General features: G+C 68.1%; 18 protein-coding genes. 9 read left to right on the top strand and 9 right to left on the bottom strand.

Annotated features, from left to right (window positions below; genetic code table 11):
* The first annotated feature begins 41 nt into the window (after window positions 1-41).
* A complete protein-coding gene (locus MWM45_RS09170; protein ID WP_247826192.1) occupies window positions 42-1,124 on the top strand; it encodes a quinone-dependent dihydroorotate dehydrogenase in 1,083 nt (360 codons plus the stop codon).
* 91 nt (window positions 1,125-1,215) lie between these two features.
* Here MWM45_RS09170 and MWM45_RS09165 read toward each other — a convergent pair whose 3' ends face one another.
* A complete protein-coding gene (locus MWM45_RS09165) occupies window positions 1,216-1,806 on the bottom strand; it encodes a DUF3043 domain-containing protein (protein WP_247826191.1) in 591 nt (196 codons plus the stop codon).
* A gap of 108 nt (window positions 1,807-1,914) precedes the next feature.
* Between MWM45_RS09165 and MWM45_RS09160 the strand changes: the two genes are divergently transcribed.
* The 6 genes from MWM45_RS09160 (at window position 1,915) to MWM45_RS09135 (ending at window position 7,967) form a co-directional block, all read left to right on the top strand.
* On the top strand, window positions 1,915-3,339 hold the full coding sequence (locus tag MWM45_RS09160; protein WP_247826190.1) for a dipeptidase: 1,425 nt from the start codon (window positions 1,915-1,917) through the stop codon (window positions 3,337-3,339).
* 157 nt (window positions 3,340-3,496) lie between these two features.
* The gene (locus MWM45_RS09155; protein ID WP_247826189.1) at window positions 3,497-3,877 is read left to right on the top strand and encodes a HesB/IscA family protein; all 381 of its coding nucleotides are present in this window, start codon (window positions 3,497-3,499) and stop codon (window positions 3,875-3,877) included.
* 170 nt (window positions 3,878-4,047) lie between these two features.
* The gene (gene ctaC / locus MWM45_RS09150) at window positions 4,048-4,920 is read left to right on the top strand and encodes an aa3-type cytochrome oxidase subunit II (RefSeq protein WP_043445433.1); all 873 of its coding nucleotides are present in this window, start codon (window positions 4,048-4,050) and stop codon (window positions 4,918-4,920) included.
* Window positions 4,920-6,647 carry an aa3-type cytochrome oxidase subunit I gene (gene ctaD, locus MWM45_RS09145; RefSeq protein ID WP_043445431.1) on the top strand — a complete coding sequence of 576 codons (1,728 nt, stop codon included), beginning with the start codon at window positions 4,920-4,922 and terminating at the stop codon, window positions 6,645-6,647. The genes ctaC and ctaD overlap by 1 nt, the downstream gene beginning before the upstream one ends.
* On the top strand, window positions 6,644-7,045 hold the full coding sequence (locus MWM45_RS09140; protein ID WP_247826188.1) for a cytochrome c oxidase subunit 4: 402 nt from the start codon (window positions 6,644-6,646) through the stop codon (window positions 7,043-7,045). The genes ctaD and MWM45_RS09140 overlap by 4 nt, the downstream gene beginning before the upstream one ends.
* 130 nt (window positions 7,046-7,175) lie before the next feature.
* The gene (locus MWM45_RS09135) at window positions 7,176-7,967 is read left to right on the top strand and encodes a GntR family transcriptional regulator (RefSeq protein ID WP_247826187.1); all 792 of its coding nucleotides are present in this window, start codon (window positions 7,176-7,178) and stop codon (window positions 7,965-7,967) included.
* Window positions 7,968-8,143: 176 nt separating this feature from the next.
* On the opposite strand, the gene qcrB is transcribed toward MWM45_RS09135, so the two are convergent.
* The 4 genes from qcrB to ctaE all read right to left on the bottom strand — a co-directional run bounded on the left by qcrB (window position 8,144) and on the right by ctaE (window position 12,437).
* A complete protein-coding gene (gene qcrB / locus MWM45_RS09130; protein WP_247826186.1) occupies window positions 8,144-9,829 on the bottom strand; it encodes a cytochrome bc1 complex cytochrome b subunit in 1,686 nt (561 codons plus the stop codon).
* A gap of 1 nt (window position 9,830) precedes the next feature.
* A complete protein-coding gene (gene qcrA / locus MWM45_RS09125; protein WP_247826185.1) occupies window positions 9,831-10,853 on the bottom strand; it encodes a cytochrome bc1 complex Rieske iron-sulfur subunit in 1,023 nt (340 codons plus the stop codon).
* A gap of 69 nt (window positions 10,854-10,922) precedes the next feature.
* A complete protein-coding gene (gene qcrC / locus MWM45_RS09120) occupies window positions 10,923-11,714 on the bottom strand; it encodes a cytochrome bc1 complex diheme cytochrome c subunit (RefSeq protein WP_247826184.1) in 792 nt (263 codons plus the stop codon).
* A gap of 84 nt (window positions 11,715-11,798) precedes the next feature.
* Window positions 11,799-12,437 carry an aa3-type cytochrome oxidase subunit III gene (gene ctaE / locus MWM45_RS09115; protein WP_247826183.1) on the bottom strand — a complete coding sequence of 213 codons (639 nt, stop codon included), beginning with the start codon at window positions 12,435-12,437 and terminating at the stop codon, window positions 11,799-11,801.
* A 147-nt stretch (window positions 12,438-12,584) separates the two neighbouring features.
* Between ctaE and trpD the strand changes: the two genes are divergently transcribed.
* The gene (gene trpD, locus MWM45_RS09110) at window positions 12,585-13,646 is read left to right on the top strand and encodes an anthranilate phosphoribosyltransferase (RefSeq protein WP_247826182.1); all 1,062 of its coding nucleotides are present in this window, start codon (window positions 12,585-12,587) and stop codon (window positions 13,644-13,646) included.
* Window positions 13,647-13,684: 38 nt separating this feature from the next.
* Here trpD and MWM45_RS09105 read toward each other — a convergent pair whose 3' ends face one another.
* Both MWM45_RS09105 and MWM45_RS09100 read right to left on the bottom strand, forming a co-directional pair.
* Window positions 13,685-13,969, bottom strand: coding sequence for an Lrp/AsnC family transcriptional regulator (locus MWM45_RS09105; RefSeq protein ID WP_043445421.1), 285 nt, complete (start codon window positions 13,967-13,969; stop codon window positions 13,685-13,687).
* A 34-nt stretch (window positions 13,970-14,003) separates the two neighbouring features.
* On the bottom strand, window positions 14,004-14,432 hold the full coding sequence (locus MWM45_RS09100; RefSeq protein WP_247826181.1) for a DUF3054 domain-containing protein: 429 nt from the start codon (window positions 14,430-14,432) through the stop codon (window positions 14,004-14,006).
* Window positions 14,433-14,721: 289 nt separating this feature from the next.
* Between MWM45_RS09100 and MWM45_RS09095 the strand changes: the two genes are divergently transcribed.
* Window positions 14,722-15,285: an isochorismatase family protein gene (locus MWM45_RS09095; protein WP_247826180.1), complete on the top strand. Its 564-nt coding sequence runs from the start codon at window positions 14,722-14,724 to the stop codon at window positions 15,283-15,285.
* 49 nt (window positions 15,286-15,334) lie between these two features.
* On the opposite strand, the gene glsA is transcribed toward MWM45_RS09095, so the two are convergent.
* Both glsA and MWM45_RS09085 read right to left on the bottom strand, forming a co-directional pair.
* Window positions 15,335-16,438 (bottom strand): glutaminase A, encoded by a 1,104-nt coding sequence (gene glsA / locus MWM45_RS09090; protein WP_269076542.1) that lies wholly within the window; start codon window positions 16,436-16,438, stop codon window positions 15,335-15,337.
* Complete coding sequence (locus MWM45_RS09085) at window positions 16,411-16,656, bottom strand: lipopolysaccharide assembly protein LapA domain-containing protein (protein WP_247826179.1); 246 nt, start codon at window positions 16,654-16,656, stop codon at window positions 16,411-16,413. The genes glsA and MWM45_RS09085 overlap by 28 nt, the downstream gene beginning before the upstream one ends.
* Window positions 16,657-16,875 lie beyond the last annotated feature (219 nt).

The raw sequence follows: 16,875 nt of genomic DNA, 5'->3' as shown, positions 1-16,875 counted from the left end.
TCCGATTGGTGCCCGCCGCGGGAGCGTGGAATTCTGGTGGCATGCGCTTCTACCCGACCTTCTTCCGGATCGTCTTCTCCGGGATGGACGCCGAAAGGGCCCACCGCATCGGCTTCGGCCTGATCCGGGCGGTCGACCTCACGCCGGTCGGCTGGGCGCTGCGCCGTTTCTGCGCACCCGACCCGAGCCTCGCCACGACCGCCTTCGGTGTCGAGTTCCCCTCACCGTTCGGGCTCGCCGCGGGCTTCGACAAGGGCGGCAAGGGGGTGCTCGCCCTCACCGCGCTGGGGTTCGGCCACGTGGAGATCGGCACCATCACGGGCCAGGCCCAGCCGGGCAACCCCGCGCCGCGCCTGTTCCGGCTCGTCGAGGACCGGGCCGTGATCAACCGGATGGGCTTCAACAACGACGGCGCAGCCGCCGTCGCTCCCCGCCTCCGGTCGGCGCGCCGCAGGCTGGCACGCCGTTACCTGTCACGACCACGACCCGTGGTCGGCGTCAACATCGGCAAGACCAAGAAGGTGGACCTCGTCGACGCAGTCGCCGACTACCTCGTCAGCGCCGAGCAGCTGGCGGCCGTCGCGGACTACCTCGTGGTCAACGTGTCCTCCCCGAACACCCCGGGCCTCCGGCTGCTCCAGAGCGTCGAGTCGCTCCGCCCGCTCCTCGAAGCCGTCCGCCGTACCGCGGACGCCGCGGCGGGCCGGCACGTGCCGCTCCTGGTCAAGATCGCGCCGGACCTGACCGATCAGGACATCGACGACGTCGGCGCCCTCGCCCTCGCCCTGGGTCTGGACGGCATCGTCGCCACCAACACCACCATCACGCGCGAGAACCTCGTCACGGATCCCGAGGACGTCATGGCGAAGGGGGTCGGCGGACTGAGCGGAGCACCGCTGAAGGCCCGCGCACTGGAGGTCCTCACACGGCTGCGGTCGGCGGTCGGGGATCAGCTGGCCATCATCGCCGTCGGCGGCATCGAGACGCCCGAGGACGTCCTCGAGCGGCTCGATGCCGGCGCCACCCTCGTCCAGGGCTACACGGGCTTCCTCTACGAGGGGCCGTTCTGGGCGTACCGCATCAACCGCGGGCTCCTGCGGTCCCGGCGTACCCCGGCCGCCTGAGCGGCGGGTCGACGCGAAGGAGCCGGGCCCTCGGGCCCGGCTCCTTCGACGCTCGGAGCACCTGGACCGGTGCCGGGAACGAGCGGACGGGTCAGTCGGGGTACTGGCCCCGGCGGACCTGCGGCTTGGGCAGGCGGAGGCGCCGGAGCTGCAGGGCACGGGTGATGCCGTACCAGAGGTCGCCCTGGTTGGGGGAGCCGAACTTCTCGTTCAGCTTCTTCCTCAGCTTCCGGCGCAGCAGGACGCAGTCCAGGATCACCGCGACGATCAGGACCCAGAACGCCATCAGCACGGCGCTCTGCACCGCGAGGGACTGGAAGAAGCTCAGGATCACGAACACGAGGGCGGCGATCATGAGGAACTCGCCGATGTTGACGCGGGCGTCGACGAACTGGCGGATGTACCGGCGGTTCGGGCCCTTGTCGCGCAGCGGGAGGTAGCGTTCGTCGTCGGTGTCGAGCGCCCGCCGCATCTTCGCGCGCTCGTCCCTCACCGTGGTGCGGCTCTGGTCGCGCGCCGCCTTGCGGTCGTTGGGCACGAGGGGCCGCTTGCGGGCGGCCTGCTGCACGCTGCGCTTGGGCGTGGGAGCGCCCTTGCCCTGCGCGCGCTGCGCCTCGGGGGTGCGTGAAGCGCTGTCAACGGCTTCCTGGGCAGAGGGGGCTTCTTTGTTTCGTCCGAACACCCCTTCAGGATACCGGGTCCACGCCGCCGGGAGACCGGACCCCACCCACCGGGTCGCGCCGGTGCGCGGCCTCCGGCCTCCGGAGTGCGGCGTGTGTAGGGTTCTGGCATGACTTCCGTGAACCCCTCGATCGACCGTCCGTACGATCCGTCGCGTGTCGGCGACGACCTCCGCGCCAGTGTCGACGCGTCCTTCCCCCGTATCGTCGAGCAGCTCTCGAGCCTCGTCGCCATCCAGGGCATCGCCTGGGACGCATTCGACGCCCACGAGCTCGACCGCAGCGCCGAGGCGGTCGCGGACCTGATCCGCGGCGTGGGGATCGACGACGTCCGCATCCTGCGCGTCGACAACGACGGCACGCCGGGCGGTCCCGCCGTCGTCGCCCGCCGCGCCGCGGCCGACGGGCAGCCGACCGTCCTCCTCTACGCCCACCACGACGTGCAGCCGCCCGGGGACCCGGCGCTCTGGGAGTCCGAGCCGTTCGTCGCGACGGAGCGCAACGGCCGGCTGTACGGCCGCGGCGCGGCCGACGACAAGGCGGGCATCATGGCGCACATCGGCGCCTTCGGGGCCCTGACCGAGGTGCTCGGCGACGCGTTCGGTGTCGGCGTGACCCTGTTCATCGAGGGGGAGGAGGAAGCCGGTTCGCCGACCTTCCGGTCCTTCCTCGAGACCTATCGGGACGACCTCCAGGCCGACGTCATCGTGGTCGCGGACTCCAGCAACTGGAAGGTGGGCGTGCCCGCCCTGACGACGAGCCTGCGGGGACTCGTGGACGGCACCATCGAGGTGCAGGTCCTCGACCACGCCGTCCACTCGGGCATGTTCGGCGGCCCCGTGCTGGACGCCCCGACGCTCCTGTCCCGGCTGATCGCCACACTGCACGACGACGCCGGCGACGTCGCCATCGCGGGACTGCACGGCGGGGACCACGCAACCGTGGACTACGACGAGGACGACTTCCGGGCGGATGCCTCCGTGCTCGACGGCGTACGCCTCGCCGGCACCGGGTCCATCGCCTCGCGCCTGTGGCACAAGCCCGCGCTGTCCATCATCGGCATGGACATCCCGTCGGTCGCGCTGTCCTCGAACACGCTCCTTCCCCGTGCCCGCGCCAAGTTCAGCCTGCGCCTCGCCCCCGGACAGGACCCTCTGGCCGCGATGGACGCCGTCCGGTCCCACGTCGCAGCCCACGCGCCGTTCGGCGCCCGGGTGACGTTCACGCCGGGGGAGACGGGGAGTCCCTTCCGGACCGACACCACGGAACCCGCCTCCCGGCTCGCGCTGTCGGCGCTCGAGGAGGCCTGGGGCGTGCGGCCCGTGGAGGCGGGCATGGGCGGCTCCATCCCCTTCATCGCCGACCTCACCGAGCTCTTCCCGTCCGCCCAGATCCTCATCACCGGTGTGGAGGACCCCGACTCCCGCGCGCACAGCGCGAACGAATCACTGCACCTCGACGAGTTCCGGAAGGCGGTCCTGGCCGAGGCGATCCTCCTCGCCCGCATCAACGACGGCGGACTCACCCGCGGCTGAAGTGCGAACGGGACGGCGGGGCGGAAATGTTTCAGCCCCGCCGTCCGTTATCACTGGTGCGGGCCCGGCGTACGATGAAGGAAAGCCGTGCGCGCCATACCGCGGACGGCACTGAGAGCGGACACACCACGGTGAGGTCCGAGCGAGGAGATACACCATGAGCACATCGACCACCGAGACCGGATCCGGCCAGGATGCCGCGGAACTCACCGCCCACGAGGTCAACCTGTCCGACGTCGCGGCAGGAAAGGTGCGCAGCCTCCTCGAGCAGGAAGGCCGGACCGACCTCCGGTTGCGCGTCGCGGTCCAGCCCGGCGGCTGCTCGGGCCTGATCTACCAGTTGTACTTCGACGAGCGGGTCCTCGACGGCGACGCCGTCCGCGACTTCGACGGCGTCGAGGTCATCGTGGACAAGATGAGCGTCCCGTACCTGTCGGGAGCATCGATCGACTTCGAGGACACCATCTCGAAGCAGGGGTTCACCATCGACAACCCCAATGCGGGCGGATCCTGCGCCTGCGGGGACTCCTTCCACTAGCACGCCGGCAGGGCCCGGAACGTCACCGACGAGGTGTGTTCCGGGCCTTTTGCGTGTCACCGGATCGCGGGTCTTCCGGGTAAGCTCTACAGTGAGTAGTAAAACTGGATGTGCACCCCGGGCCGCTTCACGGGCGGGTGGCAACGCACGTAGAAAAGGAAGGTCCGTCTGTGAGTTCGCAGGACCGAACCGGTAGCAAGCGCGTCAGGATCACGAAGATCTCCAGCATCTCGCTGGCCGGCGCCCTCCTACTGACCGGCTGTTCAGCAGAAGCCCAAAATGGATGGCTTCCGGCAGACCGGAACAACACCAACCACACCGGCGCCATCACCGATCTGTGGGTCAACTCGTGGATCGCGGCCATGGTCGTCGGCATCATCACGTGGGGCCTGATCATCTGGTGCATGGTCGCGTACCGTCGCCGCAAGAACGACACCGGCTACCCCCGGCAGATCAGCTACAACCTGCCGCTCGAGATCTTCTACTTGACCATCCCGCTGTTCATGGTGCTCGTGTTCTTCTACTTCACGGAGCGCGACATCGCGACCATCGACGCGCGCGTCGAGGATCCCGACGTCATCGTGGACGTCCGCGGCAAGCAGTGGTCGTGGGACTTCAACTACGTCAAGCAGGACAAGTACTCGGCGGGCGTCCAGGGCAACCTGAACGGTGAGGAGGGCGTGCCGGAGAACCTCCCGACGCTGTACCTCCCCGTGAACCGGAGCGTCGAGTTCCAGCTCAATGCACGCGACGTGCAGCACTCGTTCTTCGTCCCCGGATTCCTGATGAAGCGCGACCTGTACCCGGGCCGCACCAACTACATCAACCTCACTCCGACGAAGGAGGGTGTGTTCGTCGGCAAGTGTGCGGAGCTGTGCGGCCAATACCACTCCGAGATGCTCTTCAACGTGGAGGTCGTCTCGCAGGAGGAGTTCGACGCACAGATGGAGCAGCTGGAGGACGGTCAGCTCGGCGACGACTACGACCGCGACTCCTACCCCGAGGACGATCCCGATACCGACCCAGCCAGGAGCAGCAGCTGATGTCCACCTTCGAATACACCCTTGAGGAAGCCGGCACCGTCGCGGCTCCGCGTGTGGTTCCGAGGTCCAAGGGACGCATCGTCGTCAACTGGATCACCTCCACCGACCACAAGACCATCGGGTACATGTACCTGATCGCCTCGTTCGTGTTCTTCTGCTTCGCCGGCGTGATGGCCCTGATCATCCGGGCGGAGCTGTTCGAGCCCGGCATGCAGGTCCTGCAGACGAAGGAGCAGTACAACCAGCTGTTCACGATGCACGGCACCGTGATGCTCCTGATGTTCGCCACCCCGCTGTTCGCGGGCTTCGCGAACGTGATCATGCCCCTGCAGATCGGCGCCCCCGACGTCGCCTTCCCGCGGCTGAACGCCCTGGCCTTCTGGTTCTTCCTCTTCGGCAGCACCATCGCCGTCTCCGGCTTCATCACCCCGCAGGGCGCTGCGTCGTTCGGCTGGTTCGCGTATGCGCCGCTGTCCAGCACGACGTTCTCACCGGGCGTGGGTGGGGACCTGTGGGTCTTCGGGCTCGCGCTCTCCGGGTTCGGTACCATCCTCGGTGCCGTCAACTTCATCACCACGATCATCTGCATGCGCGCCCCGGGCATGACGATGTGGCGCATGCCCATCTTCACCTGGAACACCCTGATCACGGCGATCCTGGTCCTGATGGCCTTCCCGCCGCTGGCCGCGGCACTGTTCGCGCTCGGCGCCGACCGCCGCTTCGGCGCCCACATCTTCGATCCGGAAGCCGGTGGGGCCATCCTCTGGCAGCACCTCTTCTGGTTCTTCGGCCACCCCGAGGTCTACATCATCGCGCTGCCGTTCTTCGGCATCGTCTCCGAGATCTTCCCGGTCTTCAGCCGCAAGCCGATCTTCGGCTACAAGGGCATCGTCTACGCGACCATCGCCATCGCAGCCCTGTCCGTGACCGTCTGGGCCCACCACATGTACGTCACCGGAGCCGTGCTCCTGCCGTTCTTCGCCTTCATGACCATGCTCATCGCAGTCCCCACCGGCGTGAAGTTCTTCAACTGGATCGGCACCATGTGGCGCGGCTCGATCACCTTCGAGACCCCGATGCTCTGGAGCCTCGGCTTCCTGGTGACGTTCCTCTTCGGAGGCCTCACCGGCATCATCCTGGCCTCGCCGCCGCTGGACTTCCACGTCTCCGACACCTACTTCGTCGTCGCCCACTTCCACTACGTGGTCTTCGGGACCGTGGTGTTCGCGATGTTCGCCGGCTTCTACTTCTGGTGGCCGAAGTTCACGGGCAAGATGCTCAACGAGCGCCTCGGCAAGATCCACTTCTGGATGCTGTTCCTCGGCTTCCACGCCACCTTCCTCATCCAGCACTGGCTCGGCGTCGAGGGCATGCCCCGCCGTTACGCGGACTACCTGCCCGAAGACGGCTTCACCGCGATGAACCAGTTCTCCACCATCGGGTCCTTCGTACTCGGCGCGTCGCTGATCCCGTTCTTCTGGAACGTGTACATCACCTGGCGGACCGGCAAGAAGGTGGAGGTCGACGACCCGTGGGGCTTCGGCGCCTCCCTCGAGTGGGCGACGTCCTGCCCGCCGCCGCGACACAACTTCACCTCCCTGCCGCGCATCCGGTCCGAGCGCCCCGCGCTCGACCTGCACCACCCCGAGCTGCAGCAGACGCACACGCCCGATGACAGCGCCGCCAGCTTCATGGGTGCCGCTGACCGAAAGGACGCCGACGCATGAGGATCGAGACGAAGCTCTTCACCTACCTGACGCCGTTCTTCCTGCTGGTGGGCACGGTGTACGGGTTCCTGGTGGAGTGGATGGAACCGGTCGGGTTCCTCGCCCTCTACCTCACGGCCGGCCTCTCCGGGATGATCGGTTTCTACCTCGGCTTCACCGGCAAGCGCGTCGGTGACCGCCCCGAGGACCGCCTCGATGCGGAGATCCATGAGGGTTCCGGCGAGCAGGGGCACTTCAGCCCCTGGAGCTGGTGGCCCCTGGTGCTCGGCCTGGCCGCCGCCACCAGCTTCGCCGGGCTGGCGGTCGGCTTCTGGATCCTCTACATCGGCATGGGGCTCGCAGCGATCGCCCTGATCGGCTGGGTCTACGAGTACAGCCGTGGGTACCACGCCCACTGATCCACCCGCTCATCCGACGCAGAGGGAGTCCGCCACGTGCGGGCTCCCTTTCGTGTGTCCGGCATCGTACAGTCGTACGGTCACACAGAGGCAGTGTCGTCCGACGCCCCGATCACAGGAGAGGGAATCCATGGCCGTGGTACCGCGACGCTTCGACGCCGAACCGCTCGACGACGCATCGGCAACACCGAAGCACGTCCAGCTACGCGAGAGCCTGCGCCGCTACATCCGTCAGTTCGGTGAGCCCGGAGCCGGGATACCGTCCGAGCGGCAGCTGGGCAGCTACTACGGCGTCGCCAGGATGACGGTCCGGCACGCGATCGACGCCCTCGTGGCGGAGGACGTGCTGGAGCGCATCGTGGGGCTCGGGACCTTCGTCGCGCGCAGCAAGATGGACCTGCACATGAAGATGACGTCCTACACCGAGGAGATGATCCGCCGGGGGATGGTCCCCGACGCACGGGTCCTCAGCTTCGAACAGCAGGGGGCCTCGCCCCTTGTCGCGAGGGAACTCCAGATAGAGCTGGGCCAACCCGTGGTGCGTTTCCGACGCCAGCTCCTCGCCGACGGTGAGCCCATGAGCGTCGACGAGAATTTCATCCCCGCCCACTGCGTGCCCGGAATCCTCGACGATCCTCCTCCGACGTCGCTCTACAACGTGCTGAGTGAGCGGTACGGCCTGGTCATGGAGTGGGGGGAGGACACCATCGAGGCAACTGCCGCTTCACCGTCGATCGCGCGCCTGCTCAACGTGGAGATGAGCGCGCCCCTGCTGAAGATCCAGCGGCACGCGTACGTGGCCCGCAGCATGGTCGACTACTCCGTCTCCTACTATCGCGCCGACCGGTACAAGCTGTGGGTGCCCCTGCAGCGCCCCGGCATCCGCACGCCCCGCGCCTACAGCGCCAATCGGCTCCGATAGCCCCTGGGGCCCTTCGGGGCCCGCGCGGGCAGCACCCCGCAGCAGGAGGTGCCCCAGGGTCGTCACCGGACCGCGGCCGGCAGCGGGCCGCGTACCCGGACCGGGCAGGGCAAAAAGGAGGGGCCCGGACGATTACTCGTCCGGGCCCCTCCTTTCAGCGTGCGGGGATATGGTCCCTAGTGGCTGGCGATGGACTCGCGGTCCTTCGCTCCGGCGACCTCATCATGGTGATCGCCGTGCGACGCCTCGAGCTCCTTCGGCGTCACGGGCGCGACGCGGTCCTCGAAGAAGAAGCGGGAGACTCGGCCGTGGGCCTTGTCCAGGAGCGAGATCTTGCCGTTCTCGTCCGGCCTCGGCACGGTGACCTCGGGTGACTCGAACGCAACCAGCTTGTAGCGGCTGTAGTCGTCGACCGGCTCGTGGACCTCGATGAACTCGCCGTGCGGCAGGCGCACGATGCGTCCGGTCTCGCGGCCGTGGAGTGCGATCTCCCGATCCTTGCGCTGCAGGGCCAGGGAGATCCGGCGCGACGCCATGAAGGCGAGGATCGGACCGAAGATCACGAGGAAGCGCAGCCAGTAGGTGACATCGTTCAGCGACACCATGAAGTGCGTGGCGATGAGGTCGGAGCTCGCAGCCGCCCACATGACGCAGTAGAACGTGACTCCTGCGACGCCGACCGCGGTGCGGGTCGGTGCGTTGCGGGGACGGTCGAGCAGGTGGTGCTCACGCTTGTCCTTCGTCACCCAGGACTCGATCCACGGCCAGGCGAACATCGCGGTGAACACGATGATCGCGGGGACCAGGGCGGGAATGAGGACGTTCAGCGAGAGCGTGTTGACGCCCCAGGGGAAGGGAAGCAGGAACTCGAAGGTGAAATTGTCCCCGAGCGTCCCCGGCATCAGCCGCAGCGCGCCGTCGACCCAACCGATGTACCAGTCGGGCTGGGTTCCGGCGGATACGGGTGACGGGTCGTACGGACCGTAGTTCCAGATCGGGTTGATGGTGAAGGCGGCCGCAATGGCTGCCAGGACACCGAACACGATGAAGAAGAACCCACCGGCCTTCGCGGCGTACACGGGGCCCACGGGGTAGCCGACCACATTCGTGTTGGTCCGGCCGGGGCCGGGGAACTGCGAGTGCTTGTGCAGCACGACCATGAACAGGTGGATACCGATCAGGAGCAGGATCACCGCGGGGATCAGCAGGATGTGCAGGACATACAGGCGGCCGATGATCATGGTCCCCGGGAACTCGCCGCCGAAGAGGAAGAAGCTCAGGTAGGTACCGACCACCGGGATGGCCTTCATGACGCCGTCGATGATGCGCAGTCCGTTGCCGGAGAGCAGGTCGTCGGGGAGCGAGTAGCCGGTGAAGCCGGCGGCAAGGCTCAGGATCAGGAGGGTGCAGCCCACGACCCAGTTGAACTCACGGGGGCGGCGGAAGGCGCCGGTGAAGAAGACCCGGAGCATGTGCACGGCCACGGAGGCCACGAACAGGAGTGCGGCCCAGTGGTGGATCTGCCGCATGAACAGACCGCCGCGGATATCGAAGGAGATATCCAGGGAGGACGCGTAGGCGACGGACATCTCGACACCGCGGAGGGGCAGGTAGCTGCCCTCGTAGTGCGTCTCGGCCATCGAGGGATCGTAGAAGAAGGTGAGGAATGTCCCGGAGATCAGCAGGATGACGAAGGTGTACAGCGCCACCTCGCCGAACATGAAGGTCCAGTGGTCGGGAAAGATCTTCCGGCCGAACTCCTTCACGATCCCGGAGCCGCCGACCCGCGAGTCGACGTAGTCGGTGACCTTACCCACGCGCGTCTTCGGCACGTACGGTTGCGTCACAGTTGAACTGCTCATGTCAGCCTCGCTCCCAGAAACTAGGTCCTACGGGTTCTTGGAAATCGCTCGTCGCAACGAGGTATCCCTGGTCGTCGACTCCGATGGGTAGCTGCGGCAGGGGACGTGCAGCCGGTCCGAAGATCACCTTGCACTCCTGCTCGAGGTCGAAGGTGGACTGGTGGCACGGGCACAGGAGGTGGTGCGTCTGCTGCTCGTACAGTGCTACCGGACAGCCGACGTGCGTGCAGATCTTGGAGTACGCGACGATGCCCTCGTACGCCCATTCCTCACGCTCGGGGGAGGGGTTGAGCTCCTCGGGGTCGAGGCGCATGAGCAGGACGACGGCCTTGGCCTTCTCCTCGAGCTTGTTCTCGACCTCGTTGAGTCCCTCGGGGATGACGTGGAACGCCGAACCGATGGTCACGTCCGAAGCACGGATGGGGGTACCGCTCGGGTCCCGGGTCAGCCGGACGCCGGCATCCCACATGGTCTGCTTCAGCACGTTGCCGGGCAGGGGGCCCAGGTCACGGAAGATGACGATCGCCGGCAGCGGAGCGAGCAGGGCAGCCCCGAGGAGGGTGTTGCGGATGAGGGGACGGCGCTTGATGCCGGACTCGTCGAGGATGTCGTTGACGATCTTCTCGGCGTCCCGGCGGTCCTGCTCCGGACGGATCTCGTGGCGTTCCTCCGTGACCTCGTGGTCCGGCATGAGCGTCTTGGCCCAGTGGACGATCCCGACGCCGATGCCCAGCATCGCGAAGGCGGTCCCGAGGCCGAGCAGCAGGTTCTGGAGGCGCAACTGCGCGATGGTCTCATCGAGCTCCACGAGGAAGTATCCCGCGAAGAACAGCAGCGTCCCGAGGACGGAGATGAAGAACAGCAGGGCGACCTGGCGTTCGGCACGCTTCTCCGCGCGCGGATCGCGATCAGCGAGGCGCGGGCGGTGGGGCGGGAGCCCCGGGTTCTCGAACTCGTCCAGCGCCCGCCCGGGCGCAGCAACGGTGACCGAGCTTCCGGGAGCGCCGTGGCTAGAGTCGGCCATGATCCCTCTTATCTTTCATTAGGTCCTGCGAGTCTGTGATTGATTCGTTCACGCGGCGCTCCTGGATGGTCAGGAGGACCGCGACGTGAGCCACACGGTGAAGGCGATGATGACGCCGAGGCCTGCCACCCAGATGAACAGGCCCTCGGACACCGGGCCGAGCGAGCCGAGGTCCGCTCCACCGGGGGAACCCTGCTCCTCGATCGTCTTCAGGAAGGCGATGATGTCCTGCTTGTCCTCGGGGCTCACGTTGGCGTCGCTGAAGACCGGCATGTTCTGCGGGCCGGTGACCATGGCCTCGTAGATGTGCTTCTCGCTCACGTCGGCGAGGCCCGGCGCGTACTTGCCGCGGGTCAGGGCGCCGCCGGCAGCGGCAGCGTTGTGGCACATCGCGCAGTTCACGCGGAACAGCTCGCCACCGTGGGCGGGGTCGCCTTCGGAGGAGTCGATGATGTCCCCGGAAGGAATCGACGGACCGGCGCCGAGCGAAGCGACGTACGCGGCCATCTGGCTGATCTGCTCGTCGGTGAACTGGACCGGCTTCGCCTGCGCCTGGGGGCCGTCCATCTGCATCGGCATGCGGCCCGTGCCCACCTGGAAGTCGACGGATGCGGCGCCGACGCCGACGAGCGACGGCGCTGCGTCCGACCCTGTGGCGCCCATGCCGTGGCAGGACGCACAGTTCGCCGTGAACAGCTTGCTGCCCTCTTCGATGTCGTCGGCACTGGCAGTGGTGGTCTGTGCCTGCGCCTCGTTGGCGGTACTGGCGGCGGCGTAGATTCCGCCGGTGACGAGGAGCGCCATCAGGAGCAGCGCCAACGCTGCGAGTGGGTGACGCCGCCTCTGGGAGAGTGCCTTCACGGGGTGGTTCCTGCCTTGTCGATGCGAGCGCTACGGAGATTCTTCAATGAATTCTACCTCTAGTAGAAGAGCGTACAGGAGGAGTTACTGAAGGAAGTAGATGATGATGAACAGGCCGATCCACACGACGTCGACGAAGTGCCAGTAGTAGGACGTGACGATGGCCGAGGTGGCTTCGAAGTGCCCGAACTGGCGGGCGATGAACGCCCGTCCGATGATGAGCAGGAAGGCCACGAGGCCGCCGACCACGTGGATGCCGTGGAAGCCGGTGGTGATGTAGAAGGCCGACCCGAAGGCGTTCGAGCTCAGGGCGACGCCTTCGGCGACAAGTTCCGCGTACTCGTAGGCCTGCACGGAGACGAAGATCGCTCCCATGACGAAGGTCAGCAGGAACCACTCGACCATGCCCCAGCGTGAGAGCTGGAAGAGGCCGCCCGTCCTGCGGGGCTGGAGTCGCTCCGCGGCGAACACGCCGAACTGGCAGCTGAACGAACTCGACACCAGGATGACGGTGTTCACGAGCGCGAAGGGGACGTTCAGCTTCTCGGTCTCCATGGCCCACAGCTCGCCGGAGGTGGAGCGCAGGGTGAAGTACATGGCAAAGAGGCCGGCGAAGAACATCAACTCGCTGGACAGCCACACCACGGTTCCGACGGAGACCATGTTGGGGCGGTTCAGGGCGGGATGCGGGGCGGCGCTGGGGGCTTGGGTCGCAGATGTCACAGACTCATTATGTCCCCAAGATCAGGGCGATCACCAACGCGAAACGGCCGCCGCACAGGCCCTGGCGCGCTGGGGGACGTGTTACGCCCGTGATTCCGCGGAAGTTCCCCGGGATGACTTTCTACAATTCGTAGATAATCTTGGACGGTGAGCCTGACAACAAGCCCCGCCGCGGTGCAACCCACCTGGCCGTCGATCTTCTCGTCCCTCCTCGCGGGCACCGACCTGAGCGTGGGACAGAGCCGCTGGGCGATGGACACGATCATGGCGGGCGAAGCGAGCCACGCCCAGATCGCGGGTTTCCTGGTCGCGCTGCGAGCCAAGGGGGAATCCGTCGACGAGCTCACCGGACTGGTCGAGGCGATGCTCGGCCGGGCGCACCGGATCCGCGTGGGAGGCCCCACGCTGGACATCGTGGGGACGGGAGGCGACGGACTGGGCACGCTCAACATCTCGACGATGTCCTCGCTGGTCGCGGTGGGCACCGGGGCGAGGGTCGTCAAGCACGGGAACCGCGGTGCCTCGTCCGCCTCCGGCGCCGCGGACGTGATCGAGGAGCTCGGGGTGCGGCTCGACCTGCCGCCGGCCGACGTCGCCCGGACGGCGGAACGGGCCGGCATCACGTTCTGCTTCGCGCAGGTCTTCCACCCGTCCATGAAGCACGTCGCGGTGCCGCGGCGTGAACTCGGCATCCCCACGGCCTTCAACTTCCTGGGGCCGTTGAGCAACCCGGCAGGCGTCAGCGCGCAGGCGCTCGGGTGCGCGGACGCGAGGATGGCGCCCCTCATGGCCGGCGTCCTCGCGGCGCGGGGGATCCGGGCGCTCGTCTTCCGGGGCGACGACGGCAGGGACAAGCTGACCACCAGCGGGTCCTCCACGGTGTGGGAGGTCCGCGACGGCCTGGTCTCGGCCCACGAGGTGCACCCCCAGGACTTCGGGCTCGAGGTCGTGCCCGTCGATGCGCTGCGCGGCACCGACGCCGCGGGGAACGCCGCGGTCGTCCGGTCGGTACTGGGCGGCGGGACCGGGCCGGTGCGGGACGCCGTCGTCCTCAATGCCGCAGCCGGGCTCGTGGCCCTGGATCCCGCCGCGGAGGGAAGTCTCGTGGAGCGCATCACCGCGGCCATGCAGCGGGCGCGTACGTCGATCGATTCCGGAGCCGCCGCGGCAGTGCTGGAGCGCTGGGTCGAGGTCAGCCGCTCGTACTGACCGTTCCTACCGACCGTTCGGCCGGGGCGATGCGGTGCCTACTCGCTGTCGAACCCGAGGGAGAAGGCCGCGTCGAGGTCGTGCTGGGAGTAGGACCGGAAGGCGATCTGCGTCGTCGTCGAGCGGATGCCCTCGATCTTCGACAGGCGGTCGGCGATGACGTCGGCCAGGTCCTCGTGGCGGCTCACGCGGGCGATGGCGATGAGGTCCCACTCGCCCGTCACCGAGTACACCTCGCTGATGCCCGCGATCTCCGAGATCGCCTGCGCGCTCTCGGGGATGCGGGAGGCGTCGGTCTGGATGAGGACGAATGCGGTGATCATGGCATGCCTTTCGGGGGACGGAGAGGGATCGGACCTACGCTACCGGCCGCCGGCGGCGCCGGACCACGCGGAGGACGACGCGCGGGAGCAGCAGGAACGCACCGAGGACGATCAGCGTGACGACCTGGAAGCTGAGCGCGACCCCGCCGCCCGACAGGGCGCGCACCGCCAGTCCGCCGGCGACGGTCGCCACCCAGAGGACCACCCCGGTGGGCCAGGGGGCGCCCGGCGAACGCCAGGCCCGTACGGCCAGGGTCGCAGCCGCGTAGGCGAGGAGGAACGGCCAGGCGGTCTCGAGCACGCCCGCGACGGTGACACCGTGCTCGTGCGTGCGACGGCCCGAGGCGGCGAAGACGAGGATCAGGGCGACGTCGGCGATGCCCCACGCGACCGGGACCGCCTGCGCCCGTCCAGGCCGGGACGGGGACGGGTCGGCTGGGCGAAGGGGGGTGCTGCGGGGCATGGCACCAGCGTAGTGGTTGTCGCCGGGCATGCAGCAGAAGCTCGACCCCGCCGTCGCGGCCGGCTCCCTCACCCGGGCGGACGCTGCGGCGAAGACCGTGGAGCGCGGCATCCTCGGTGCCGGCGGCCACCGCAGGGTCCACCCGCAGGACCGTCCCGCAGCAGGGCGGGCTGTCGCGGAACGGTCCTGTCCGCATTCCGCGTGGCCCAGGTCCGCCCGGCGGCTACGCTTCCCTCAGCCGATACCCACCGGAGCGGGCCCCCGCTCCTCGCCGCGTCCAGGAGTGCCGATGACCACGCTGCAGAACCGTCCGAACACCGCACTGATGGTCATCGACGCACAGAACGGAGTGGTCGGTGAAGCGCACGCCCGCGACGCGGTGCTCTCGTCCATCCGCGGACTGGTATCGAGGGCACGCGACGCCGACGTCACCGTCGTCTGGGTCCAGCACTCCGACGCCGGGCTCGAGAAGGGCAGCGACGCGTGGCAGCTCGTGCCCGAGCTCGAGCGCCTCGCCTCGGATCCGCTGGTCCACAAGACCTACGGAGATTCCTTCGAGGCCACCGACCTCGAGTCCGTCCTCGGTCTGGCAGGAGTGGGGCGCCTCGTCGTCACCGGTGCGCAGACCGACGCGTGCATCCGGTCGACCATCCACGGGGCGTTCGTCCGGGGCTACGACGTGACGCTGGTCGGCGACGCGCACACCACCGAGGATCTCAGCGCCTTCGGAGCGCCGGCTCCGGATCAGGTCATCCGGCATACCAACCTCTACTGGCAGCACCAATCCGCGCCGGGCCGGACGGCGGACGTCACCCCGGCGGAGGACGTGCACTTCGGTGAGGGCGGCGGCTGAGGGGCCGGCTCCCGTGACCCGCCGAAGCGATCCCGCCGGGCCCCGACGCTCAACCGGTGTGCTCCGCCGGTCTGCCCGGGGGCGCCGCGTCGGGTTCCGGCGCGGACGCGAAGAGATCGAGGCCGAGACTCCGCGCCAGGCTCCGTGTGGCGTGCTGCCCACGGACGCTCGTACCGGCTGCGTCGAGTCTCGGCGAGTAGGTGGCCATTCCGCCCTTGCCCGGTGCCACGGTGACGATGCCGCCGGACACGCCGCTCTTGCCCGGCAGCCCCACCTCGTAGAGCCAGTCGCCCGAGCGCTGGTACAGCCCGGAGGTCGCCATGACGGCGAGGGTGTCCCGGCAGGCGGACGGATCGACGACCCGCTCGTGCGTCAGGGGGTTGACCCCGCCATCGGCCAGCGTGGCGCCCATCACCGCGAGGTCCCTGGCCGAGACCAGGAGCGAGCACTGCCGGGTGTAGATGTCGGTGGTGAGCAGGGGATCGTAGGACATGTGCCCGTAGCTCCTGAGCAGCGCCGCGAGCGCACGGTTCCGGTGATTGGTCGCTGCCTCCGAGTCGTAGACCTGGCCGTCGAGCAGCAGTCGTCGACCGGCGAAGCGGGACATGCCTTCCTGGAGGAACTGCCACTTGGCTGCGGCCGAGTCACCGGGGGCGAGGCTGATCATGACGAGCGCCCCCGCGTTGACCATCGGATTCCTGGGGCTGCCACCGTTGAGTTCGAGTGCCATCACCGAATCGAACGGCAGCCCCGAGTTGTTCACCCCGACGGCCTCCCGGACGACGGTGTGGCCGATGGCGTCGCACACCAGGGCGAAAGTGAAGGCCTTCGAGATGGACTGGATGGAGAACGCGTCCTGCGCATCGCCGATCGAGAACGAGGTACCGTCCACCCCGCAGACACTGATGCCGAAACGGCCGGGATCGGCGGCTGCGAGCGACGGGATGTAGTCGGCCACCGTGCCGTCGTCGAGCGCGGCATAGGCTGCATGGGCGTCGCGCAGCAGGCCGCTCACCGTGAGGCGGGGCGGGAGGTGCCCCGTCGAGCTGAAGCGCCTGCCGCCGGACGGGTCGGTGGCGCGGACCGGGCTGAGCAGGTCGAGGGCGCCGCTCTCCCGGGGGTCCACTAGGCCGACCGGCGGTGGGCCAGCCACCCGACGGCGATACCGACGACGGTGGCGCACGCGAGGGTGATCCACAGGGGGAGCGTCACCGTGACGAACAGCAGGGAGACGGTCGCTTCCTGCCTGTTCTGGCCGATGAAGATCACGGCGAGGATGGCGAGCAGGACCGCGGTGATCTGGCGGAGGGTGAGCCGGTGCCACCACGGCTTCGTTGCATTGGCGCCCTTGACCTTGTTCTGGTTCGACATGACGATCCCTTCATCTCGACGGGTCGTGGCCCCGTCGGCTCGCCGGCCGACGGGGCTCCCAGTATGTCCCTCCGCCCCGCGTGCCGGTGCCGCCGGTCGCCGATTCACCCTCATGCTGGCGCGGATCACCCGTCCTGGGTGTGGGCGCCGCCCGTCACGTGGCAGAAGCTGGCCGGAGTCGCTGAGCGGATCACGGGCAAGGGGTTGTGGACCACGGGC

The organism is Arthrobacter antioxidans (assembly GCF_023100725.1).
Lineage (GTDB): Bacteria > Actinomycetota > Actinomycetes > Actinomycetales > Micrococcaceae > Arthrobacter_D > Arthrobacter_D antioxidans.
The sequence above is the reverse complement of the archived record's forward strand: the minus strand, read 5'-3'. Positions and strand labels throughout refer to the sequence as shown.

What these genes read in the sequence shown, in the direction of transcription:
- MWM45_RS09155 (WP_247826189.1), top strand. Translation starts at nt 3,497, where the DNA reads ATGAGCACATCGACCACCGAGACCGGATCCGGCCAGGATGCCGCGGAA.
- MWM45_RS09100 (WP_247826181.1), bottom strand. Translation starts at nt 14,432, where the DNA reads ATGCCCCGCAGCACCCCCCTTCGCCCAGCCGACCCGTCCCCGTCCCGG.
- MWM45_RS09105 (WP_043445421.1), bottom strand. Translation starts at nt 13,969, where the DNA reads ATGATCACCGCATTCGTCCTCATCCAGACCGACGCCTCCCGCATCCCC.
- MWM45_RS09160 (WP_247826190.1), top strand. Translation starts at nt 1,915, where the DNA reads ATGACTTCCGTGAACCCCTCGATCGACCGTCCGTACGATCCGTCGCGT.
- qcrB (WP_247826186.1), bottom strand. Translation starts at nt 9,829, where the DNA reads ATGAGCAGTTCAACTGTGACGCAACCGTACGTGCCGAAGACGCGCGTG.
- qcrA (WP_247826185.1), bottom strand. Translation starts at nt 10,853, where the DNA reads ATGGCCGACTCTAGCCACGGCGCTCCCGGAAGCTCGGTCACCGTTGCT.
- MWM45_RS09085 (WP_247826179.1), bottom strand. Translation starts at nt 16,656, where the DNA reads ATGTCGAACCAGAACAAGGTCAAGGGCGCCAATGCAACGAAGCCGTGG.
- MWM45_RS09095 (WP_247826180.1), top strand. Translation starts at nt 14,722, where the DNA reads ATGACCACGCTGCAGAACCGTCCGAACACCGCACTGATGGTCATCGAC.
- ctaD (WP_043445431.1), top strand. Translation starts at nt 4,920, where the DNA reads ATGTCCACCTTCGAATACACCCTTGAGGAAGCCGGCACCGTCGCGGCT.
- MWM45_RS09140 (WP_247826188.1), top strand. Translation starts at nt 6,644, where the DNA reads ATGAGGATCGAGACGAAGCTCTTCACCTACCTGACGCCGTTCTTCCTG.
- MWM45_RS09135 (WP_247826187.1), top strand. Translation starts at nt 7,176, where the DNA reads ATGGCCGTGGTACCGCGACGCTTCGACGCCGAACCGCTCGACGACGCA.
- MWM45_RS09170 (WP_247826192.1), top strand. Translation starts at nt 42, where the DNA reads ATGCGCTTCTACCCGACCTTCTTCCGGATCGTCTTCTCCGGGATGGAC.